Source organism: Streptomyces sp. URMC 129, from assembly GCF_051386415.1.
Lineage (GTDB): Bacteria > Actinomycetota > Actinomycetes > Streptomycetales > Streptomycetaceae > Streptomyces.
Window position 1 is genome coordinate 1 of record NZ_JBPQTQ010000180.1, and the last position, 8994, is coordinate 8994.

Here is an 8994-nt window from a genome sequence, read left to right on the forward strand (position 1 = left end):
TGCCGGGGAGCGGCGCCGGCGTCGCCACCGTGGAGATCACCTATGCCGCCCCGCACCACCTGCTCGCCGAGGGCCCGCCGAGACCGCTATGACACAGCCGGTAGCGGGGCGACCAATGGGCTTCGCGGAAAAGCGCGGAAACTACTGGCGCGGCCGGTACAAGGTCGCGCCCGGCAAGCACAACACGGTCGTCGACGAGGACGGCAAGGCGATCAGGTTCGCCACCAAGGGCGAGGCCCAGAGGGCAGCAGCCGAGGCCGAGAACAAGTACCGTCGCGGCGACTGGCGCGACCCGGCCCTCGGCCTGGAGACCTTCGGCGAGTACGCGAACCGCTGGTACGCGGCCCAGGACCTGGCGGCCTCGACCATGCAGAACTACAAGCGCCACATCGAGGAGCACCTGCTCCCCGAGTTCGAGGACAAGGCGCTCGCCGGCATCCTGCGCACGGACGTCGACCTGTGGGAGAAGAAGGAGAGGACCCTCTATGCGGCCTCCAGCGTCAAGACCTGGCGCTCGACGCTCCACCTGATCTTCGAGGACGCGATCGACGAGGGCCTGATCACGTCCAACCCGGCTGCCCGGCGGCGCGGACGGGGTAAGCGCGCCGGCCGCTCCCGAGACCGTGGTCCGGAGAAGGTGGTCACCGACGCGCTCGGCATCCTGCTGACCGCCGAGCGCGCCGCCCTGCTCTCCGGCCGTGACGACGAGTTCGTCGCCGTGGTCCTCAAGGGGTACACCGGCATGCGATGGGGCGAGATCGTCGGCCTGGAGACCGCGTTCGTCCGCCCTGGAGCCGTCCGTGTCGAGTGGCAGCTGTACGAGCTCGACACGGGGGAGCTGGTGCGTTGCCCGCCGAAGGACGACAGCTACCGCACCATCGACTCGATGGACTGGCTGTCCGCGCTGGTCGCCAACCACGTCGCCCGCACGAAGCCCGTGCCGTGCCCCTGCCACGGCAAGACCTACGTCTTCCGAGGGCAGGGTGCAGCGCGCGCAGGCGGCCACCAGGGCCGAAGCTCATCGACGTCGCACGCCTCGCAGGGGTGTCCACGGGGACGGTATCCAACGTCCTCAACCATCCCGACCGCGTACGGGAGGACACCCGCGTCCGCGTCGAGCAGGCGATCGCCGACCTCGGCTTCGTGTGGGGCGGCACGACCACTGAGCACGCGGCCCACTGGCGCAGGAACGGCTTCGCCACCTGGCTGTTCACCCCGGCGGTCTCCGGCTGGTACCCGAAGAAGGCACCACAGGAGACCCGACCGGTGCCGATTCTCGGTGAGCCGTGGCCCGGTATCCCGGCACGCGGGCGCGGCGCGAGTCAACGGGCCGACGCCTGCTGGCTCCCGATCGCCAAGGGCCTCACACCCCACGGCCTACGCCACACTCACCGCACGATGATGGAGGACCTCGGCACTGAGAAGGTCCTCATGGACGAGCGGATGGGCCACATTGACGGCTCGGTCTCGGCGCGCTATGCCCACGTCACACCGGGTATGCGCAAGCGCCTCATGCTCGGTCTCACCGAGCAGTGGGAGATGGCACTCGACGCTCGGCTCGCGAGGCGCCCGACGTCACCGGTGCGTGTGCTGGATGATCTACTGCGCGCACGCTGGTAGGAAACGAGGGCTCGTCGCTCGGGACTCCCAATCGCCCCGAGCGACGAGAATCAGGTCAGGGAGTGCTCCGAAGCGGAGCACCCCCTGACCGGCTTTCAGCGCAACCAGTTCGTTGCTCCCATAGCAACGGCCGTCATCGTGCTCCCGAGTGCCAGCAACTTGATCGGTGCGCGATCAAGTGTCACGTGCAAGGGGCCGCAGCGAAGCTCGAAGGCCGGCGTGCGTGGGGGCGGCTCTGACTGGTAAGCCGCTTGAGCGTCAGGAACCACGTGAGAGTTGAGGTGCTTGGCCATGGCCTCTCCGATTCTTCGGGCCTACGGCGCATATCGACCGCAAGCAAGTGGGTTGCCCGGTGATTCGAGCGCGCCCACCTTCGGGCAGCTGCTACTTAGCACCGCAAGTCAATCCGCCCGCTTTCCGGCCTTGGTGTCGAGGCTGGTCACCTCCTCTAGGCCAGGTCATACGGGCGTGACCTGGAGTTTTGCTCTCCTCTCTGTGGCTTCGAGTCGAGTAGCCGAGCACATCAAACCTTTGAAGCCCGCTCTGCGACGGGCCCGTTGCGACAATCATGGTTGTCCCCACCGGGCACGTTGCGACAACTACGGTTGTCTCCATGCGTTCAGTGAGCGATGACGAGTTCTGGTTCGATTCGGATGCCATGGCGGATCCGTGGCGTCCGCCTCATGCTGCCGAAGCAGCCTGGATGCAGGACCAGTTGAGGGAGCTTGCCTGCAAGATCGCGGGTCGGATCTCGGCGCGTGGTCAGGAATGCCTGTTCAACGGACACGAACCCTCTGCTACGGCGGAGCTGTTCGCAGACTGGCAGCTCGCCTACCTGCATGCCCTGCGGCTGGTGCATGAAGCCGCTGAGGTGCTTGCCGCAGAGGCTGCGCTGATGGGCGGGGGAATGGGCGCTACCTATGGCCATCTGGGATCTGCCTGGGGGATCTCCAAGCAGGCAGCGCGTAAGAAGTGGCCCGGCGCGGTCGACGACGGCTCGGGGCAACCAGAGAAGATCACGGTGGAAAGGTACGGCGGAGTTGCCGAGATCACATACCTTCCAGACCGATGTGCTTGGGGCTGGACCGCTCACGGCAACGATGGAACACACCGGGAGGCGGAGGAGGCGTACACCGTCCGGTGGATAGCCATGAGTGCGGCGGAGGACTTCCTTCGTGGTCACGCCGTGCCTTGGGGAGGCGCCGATGTGCCGCGTGCGCTTGGCGATCCGAAGGATTGTTGGTGCTGGGATGACGACGCCTGGGCGCAGGAGCCGAGCAGCGACACGTGACGGCGGTTCCCTCGGTGCAGCTGTGCAGGGGGCTGATCCCTATTTTCGGGTCCGGCTCCCAAATGGCTCCCAAGAGTGCCCCAGAAACCCAGAAGGGGCCCGACCCGCTAAGCGGATCAGGCCCCTGAGCTGGTGTTTCTCTGTCGGGGTGGCGGGATTTGAACCCACGACCTCTTCGTCCCGAACGAAGCGCGCTGCCAAGCTGCGCCACACCCCGGTGCAGCGACGACTACTCTAGCCGACTGGTCCGCCGTACGGGAAATCAGCTTTCTCGGGGGGTCAGCGTCAGCAGGGTCGCTTCGGGGGGGCAGGCCAGGCGGAAGGGGGTGTAGCGGTTCGTGCCGCAGCCGGCCGAGACGTGGAGGTACGTGCGGTGACCTGCCGTTTCGTGGGTGGAGAGGCCCTTGACGCGGGCCGCGTCCAGGTCGCAGTTCGTGACCAGGGCGCCGTAGAACGGGACGCAGATCTGGCCGCCGTGGGTGTGGCCGGCCAGGATCAGGGGGTAGCCGTCCGCCGTGAAGGCGTCCAGGGCGCGCAGGTACGGGGCGTGGACCACCGCCAGGGCGAGGTCGGCGTCGCGGTCGGGGCCGCCGGCGACCTCCTGGTAGCGGTCGCGCTTGATGTGCGGGTCGTCCAGGCCGGTCAGGGCGATGTCCGCGCCGGCCGCCTTGAGGCGGCCCCGGGTGTTGGTGAGGTTCGCCCAGCCCGCGCCGTCGAAGGCGTCGCGCAGCTCCCACCAGGGGTTGCGGGGAACGTTCCGGGGCGGCGGGTTGCCGTTGAGGCCGTGGCGGCCGGAGAGGCGCTCCGCCAGGTAGCGGGCGGGGTTGCGCGGGATGGGGGCGTAGTAGTCGTTCGAGCCGAAGACATACGCGCCGGGCAGTTCCAGCAGCGGGCCGAGGGCGTCCAGGACCTCGGGGACCGCCTCGGGGTCGGAGAGGTTGTCCCCGGTGTTGATCACGAAGTCCGGCTGGAGGGCCGCCAGGGACTGGAGCCAGCGCTGCTTCTTCCGCTGGCCCGACACCATGTGGATGTCCGACACGTGCAGGACGCGGAGCGGGCTCATGCCGGGCGGGAGGACCGGGACGGACGCGCGGCGGAGGCGGAAGGAACGGGCCTCGAAGCCGGCCGCGTACGCCGCTGTGGCGGCGGAGAGCGCGGTCACCGTGAGGGCGGCGTTGAGGGGAATGCGGTATCGGGCGCGCATGCATACAACGTACCGGCTGCCACAATGACGCCATGACCACGTTCAAGTCCCGGCTGCAGAACGACCTGACGGCAGCGATCAAGGAGCGCGACGAGCTGCGCTCCGCCACCCTGCGGATGACGCTGGCCGCGATCACCACGGAGGAGGTCGCGGGCAAGACGGCCCGCGAGCTGTCCGACGACGACATCGTGAAGGTGATCACGCGGGAGGCGAAGAAGCGGCGGGAGGCGGCCGAGGCGTTCGAGAAGGGCGGGCGGCCGGAGCAGGCGGAACGGGAGCGGGCCGAGGGCGAGGTGCTCGCCGGCTACCTGCCGCGGCAGCTCACCGACGAGGAGCTGGACGCGCTGGTCGCCGAGGCCGTCGCGGAGGCCCGGGCGGGCGGCGCCGAGGGGCCGCGGGCCATGGGGGCCGTCATGAAGAGCGTCAACCCCAAGGTCGCCGGGCGGGCCGAGGGCGGGCGGGTCGCCGCGGCGGTCAAGCGCGCGCTCGCCGGCTAGGCCGGGTCGGGGTCGATCAGCAGCAGGTCCGGCGGCACCAGCGTCGTGGACTCCACCAGGCCCCGCAGCAGGTTGTGCATCAGGCTGTTGTCGGAGACGTCGACGGCGTCGTCCTCGCGCAGCAGCGGGTGGGGGAAGCCGCCGGCGCGGGAGAGGCGGCGGCGGATGGCCTCGACGCGGTATTCCGCCTTGCGCTCGGTCCACTTGGTGGCGGGGTCGAGCTCCTTGAGGTGGTCCACCGCCTGCCGGTAGGTCAGCGGGCGGGCGCCCTCCTCGTACAGCAGGTATCGCTGGGCGAGGACCACCAGCAGCAGCCGTTCCTCGTCCGACAGCGGCCAGCGTTTCGGGGGCAGGGTCGGGGCGGCGTGGCGCGGGGTGCGGGGCGGCTCGTCGTCGTCCGTCACGTACAGCTCGATCAGGTGCTCGCGGTGGCCGGAGCCGCGCACGACCACGGGGGTGTAGCCGGCGGCCAGCGGAACGGGGTCGGTGGTGAGGTGCATCAGCCGCCCGAGGGGCAGCCGGACGAGCTGGCGGCCGGTGTTGCGCAGCCACCACTGGCCGCGCCGGAAGGTGAGTTCGCCGTGCCGGCGGCTCACGCGGAGATCGTCCTCACCCACGCACAGGTCGACGACGGGCCGGTCGCGGCCGAAGCTGACGGTCAGGCCGATGCGGGGCGGGACGCGGATGTCACCCGTCACGGAACGGGCGTGCAGCGTACCGGGGGTGGCGGGGGCGACCCCGCGGGCGAGGCTCTCCTGGTTGCTCTTCACAACGGTCAGTCTGGCGCGGGACGTTGGGGACGGGTCCCGGAAGAGGGCGGGTAGGGAGGGGACATGGGGGGCCGCCGCTCCCCTGCCAGGCGTCGCCGCGTCGCGGTGGCGCCGGACCCGGCTCAGGGCCAGTTGCCGTTCCCGTTGCCGTTGCCGTTCTCATTGCCCTGGTCGGTGCCGCCGAAGGTGTCCGGGGGCCACTGGATGTCCGGCCAGTCGTCGAAGTCGGTGTCGCCGTCGCCGAAGATGTCGCCGGTGGAGCCGTCGCCCCCGTCGTTCCCGCCGTCGTTCCCGCCGGTGCCCGGGTCGTTCCCGCCGCCGTCGTTCCCCTCGTCGCCGTCGTCGTCCGGGCGGCGGTCGCCGCCCCGCGGCACGTCGACGTCGTGGAACGAGGAGGGCGGAACGTCCGCGAGCGCGCCCGTCATGGCCTGGCTCCAGATCGGGCCGGCCACGCCGGCGCCGCTGGCCTGGTCGAAGTACCGCCCGCCGATGGTGATGTTCTCCATCGGCATCCGCCCGGTGTCGCTGCCGACGTGGACGGCGGTGGAGATGTCGGGGGTGTAGCCGACGAACCACACGTCGGCGCGCTCGTCCGTGGTGCCGGTCTTGCCCGCGTTGTCCCGGTCCTGGAGGCCGACCGCCGCGCCGGTGCCGTCCTCGACCACGCCGCCGAGCATCACGTTGATGGTGTCGGCGGTGTGCTCCGACATCACCTGGGTGCACTCGGACTGGGGGACGGCCAGTTCCTCGCCGTCCGCGTCCGTCACGGCGGTGATGGCGATGGGCTCGCAGTAGGTGCCGCGGTTGGCGAAGGTGGCGTAGGCGTTGGCCATCATCAGCGGGGTGGTCTCCTGCCCGCCGAGCGTCACCGAGGGGTGGGCCTCCAGCGGGGTGTCGTCGCCGCGCTCGACGCCCAGCTTGGCGGCCATGGTGATCGTCTCGCAGAGGCCGACCTGCCGCTCCAGCTCCACGAAGTAGGTGTTGATCGACTGGGCGAGGGCGGAGGTCATGTCCCAGGTGCCGCGCTCGTCCTCCCGCTCGTTCACCACCTCCCAGTCGGGGCCGTTGGCGGACTCGTACGGCACGTTCTCGCAGTTCCGGTAGTCCCCGTAGGGAACGGTGTGCTCGTAGTCCGTCGTGTACTCCTGCGCCGGGGAGATGCCCTGCTCCAGGGCGGCGGCGGCGGTGATCGGCTTGAACGTCGAGCCGGGCTGGAAGCCGGCGCTGCTGCCGCCCATCTCGCTGGAGACGTTCAGATTGATGACGGTCTCGTGCTGCGAGGCGTCGTTGCCGTAGGGGCGGCTCTGCGCCATGGAGAGGATGTGGCCTGTGCCGGGCTGGACCTGGACGACGGCGGCGGCGACCTCGTCGTCCTCGTACACGTGGTCGCGCGCGGCCTGGGCGGCGGCCTGCTGGTCGTCGGGGTCGAGGGTGGTCCGGATGGTGAGGCCGCCGAGTGCCCACAGGGCGTTGCGCTCCTCCGCGGTCTCGCCGAAGACCGGGTTGCTGAGGAACTCCTGCTTGACGTAGTCACAGAAGAATCCCGCGTCGTTGACGGCGGTGATGCAGCCGTTGCGCGGCTCGCTCACGTTGAGCCCGAGGTCGCGGGCCATCGCCTCGTCGGCCTCGGCCTGGGTGATGTCGCCGGTCTCGACCATGCGCTGGAGGACGACGTTGCGGCGGTCGAGGGCGGCCTGGTCGTCGTTGACCGGGTCGTACGCGGTCGGGGACTGGACCAGGCCGGCGAGCAGGGCGGCCTCGTGGAGTTCCAGCTCGGCGGCGGGCTTGGAGAAGTACCGCTGGGCGGCGGCCTCGATGCCGTACGCCTGCTGCCCGAAATAGGTGATGTTGAGGTAGTTCTCCAGGATTTCGTCCTTGGTCAGCTCCTGTTCGAGCTGGATCGCGTACTTCGTCTCCCGGATCTTGCGGCCCACGCCCGGGGCGCCCGTCTGGGTCGTCGCCTCGGCCACGGCCTCCTGGTCGTCGCCGGCGGCCTCGACGAAGACGTTCTTCACGTACTGCTGGGTGAGGGTGGAGGCGCCCTCGGCGACGCCGCCCTCCTCCACGTTCCGGCTCAGGGCGCGCAGGATGCCGCGCAGGTCGACGGCGCCGTGCTCGTAGAAGCGGGCGTCCTCGATGGCGACGATGGCCTGGCGGACGTACTCCGACATGTCCTCCAGCGGGACGACGGTCCGGTTCCGCGAGTAAACTTCCGCGATCGTGTTGCCCTCGGCGTCCAGGATCGTCGTCTTCTGACTCAGCGGCGGCTGCTCCATCATGGCGGGGATCTCGTCGAAGCCCTCCATGGTGCCCCGGGCCGCGAGTCCCAGCGCTCCCACGGCGGGCAGGGCCAGGCCCGCCAGCACCGCGCCCGCCAGGACGCTGACCCCCAGGAACTTGGCCGCCTGCTGCGTGGGGCTCATACCGCCACCCGGACGCCTTCTACCCATGCGGCCAAGCCTACGTTCTCAAACGCCGGACAAGGGTCCAACTGTTCGCCTAAGCTACTTACGGGTTCACACAAAGCCCCGGTCAGTCAAGCGCGCCCTCCCCCGAACGGGTGAGTCAACGGAGACCTCGCACGGAACGGCGGCGCCTCGTCCGCACCTGCGTGACCAGGCACCTCTCCTTCACTCACAAGAGTGACTTCGCGCTGCCCATAGTCCGATCGGGCCATTCAAGAATGGACCCGCTGGGGGTGTTGTGCCTGCCCTCCCTTCCGTAACGTCCTCAACTGGCAAGCCGGAATATGCCACTTGCCGCCGTGGGGGAGCCTCGATTTCGGGAGAGGACGGCACCTGCATGAGCTGGATGACCGACTGGAGTGCGCAGGCCGCCTGCCGCACGACGGATCCGGATGAGCTGTTCGTCCAAGGGGCGGCACAGAACAGGGCAAAGGCGGTATGCACCGGATGCCCGGTACGCACCGAATGCCTGGCCGACGCCCTCGACAACCGCGTGGAGTTCGGCGTCTGGGGCGGGATGACCGAACGGGAGCGCCGCGCCCTGCTGCGCAGGCGCCCGACCGTCACGTCGTGGCGGCGGCTGCTGGAGACCGCGCGCTCCGAGTACGAGCGCAGCACCGGCCGCGTCGGCGACGGCGCGTACGGGGACTTCGAGGACTACGACGGCTTCGGGGACCTCGCCGGAGTCGGCTGATCCCCCGCGTCGGCCGGAGGCCAGGAGGCCAAACGGTCACCTATGGCGCGCAGCCCCGCCAGGTCGTGCACGTCCTCGGCCAGCGCCGCGACCTCCGTCACCGGCACCTCGGGGTGCAGGGCGGTGAAGCGGGCCCGCGTGCGCTCCTCGCGCGTGATCTGCCGCATGCGCTCGGCGTGCACGCGCAGCAGTGCGGAGGCGAGATGATCGGCGTTCTCGTCGGCGTCCTCGTCGACGCCCGGGTCGTCCGTGCCGGAAACCGGTCCGTGGGCCGTGGCCGCCGGGGCGCTGGAGTCTGCTTCGGGAGAGGGGCGACCACTCCGCATGCCATCCTGCCCAGGCGAGTGCTCCGCCATGCCGTCGCCCGCCGAATTTTTCCGAGCCCTCCCGGCCTTCCCCGCCCTCCCGGCCTTCCCCGCCTTCCCGGTCTTCGCCTCCCCGGTCGTCCCCGCC

General features: G+C 70.0%; 6 protein-coding genes, 1 tRNA gene and 2 pseudogenes. 4 read left to right on the forward strand and 5 right to left on the reverse strand.

All coding sequences use genetic code 11. From position 1 onward, the window contains the following. Window positions 1-115 precede the first annotated feature (115 nt). Together ACSNOC_RS25770 and ACSNOC_RS25775 are read left to right on the forward strand one after the other, a co-directional pair. Window positions 116-1620 (forward strand): annotated as a pseudogene (locus tag ACSNOC_RS25770) (LacI family DNA-binding transcriptional regulator). A gap of 613 nt (window positions 1621-2233) precedes the next feature. Further along, complete coding sequence (locus ACSNOC_RS25775) at window positions 2234-2911, forward strand: hypothetical protein (RefSeq protein WP_436749974.1); 678 nt, start codon at window positions 2234-2236, stop codon at window positions 2909-2911. Window positions 2912-3054: 143 nt separating this feature from the next. On the opposite strand, the gene ACSNOC_RS25780 is transcribed toward ACSNOC_RS25775, so the two are convergent. Then, a tRNA-Pro gene (locus ACSNOC_RS25780) sits at window positions 3055-3128 on the reverse strand. Window positions 3129-3173: 45 nt separating this feature from the next. Then, entirely contained in the window at window positions 3174-4115 is a 942-nt protein-coding gene (locus ACSNOC_RS25785) for a metallophosphoesterase (protein WP_436749975.1), read from the reverse strand. A 32-nt stretch (window positions 4116-4147) separates the two neighbouring features. Here ACSNOC_RS25785 and ACSNOC_RS25790 point away from each other — a divergent pair, with 32 nt between their 5' ends. Beyond that, on the forward strand, window positions 4148-4612 hold the full coding sequence (locus ACSNOC_RS25790; RefSeq protein ID WP_436749976.1) for a GatB/YqeY domain-containing protein: 465 nt from the start codon (window positions 4148-4150) through the stop codon (window positions 4610-4612). On the opposite strand, the gene ACSNOC_RS25795 is transcribed toward ACSNOC_RS25790, so the two are convergent. Beyond that, on the reverse strand, window positions 4609-5382 hold the full coding sequence (locus tag ACSNOC_RS25795) for an FHA domain-containing protein (RefSeq protein ID WP_436749977.1): 774 nt from the start codon (window positions 5380-5382) through the stop codon (window positions 4609-4611). The genes ACSNOC_RS25790 and ACSNOC_RS25795 overlap by 4 nt on opposite strands. Before the next feature lie 122 nt (window positions 5383-5504). Beyond that, on the reverse strand, window positions 5505-7832 hold the full coding sequence (locus ACSNOC_RS25800; RefSeq protein ID WP_436749978.1) for a transglycosylase domain-containing protein: 2328 nt from the start codon (window positions 7830-7832) through the stop codon (window positions 5505-5507). A 306-nt stretch (window positions 7833-8138) separates the two neighbouring features. Between ACSNOC_RS25800 and ACSNOC_RS25805 the strand changes: the two are divergent. After that, window positions 8139-8541: pseudogene (locus tag ACSNOC_RS25805) on the forward strand (WhiB family transcriptional regulator). Here ACSNOC_RS25805 and ACSNOC_RS25810 read toward each other — a convergent pair. Next, window positions 8505-8867 carry a hypothetical protein gene (locus tag ACSNOC_RS25810; RefSeq protein ID WP_436749979.1) on the reverse strand — a complete coding sequence of 121 codons (363 nt, stop codon included), beginning with the start codon at window positions 8865-8867 and terminating at the stop codon, window positions 8505-8507. The pseudogene ACSNOC_RS25805 and the gene ACSNOC_RS25810 overlap by 37 nt on opposite strands. Between the last annotated feature and the right edge of the window lie 127 nt (window positions 8868-8994).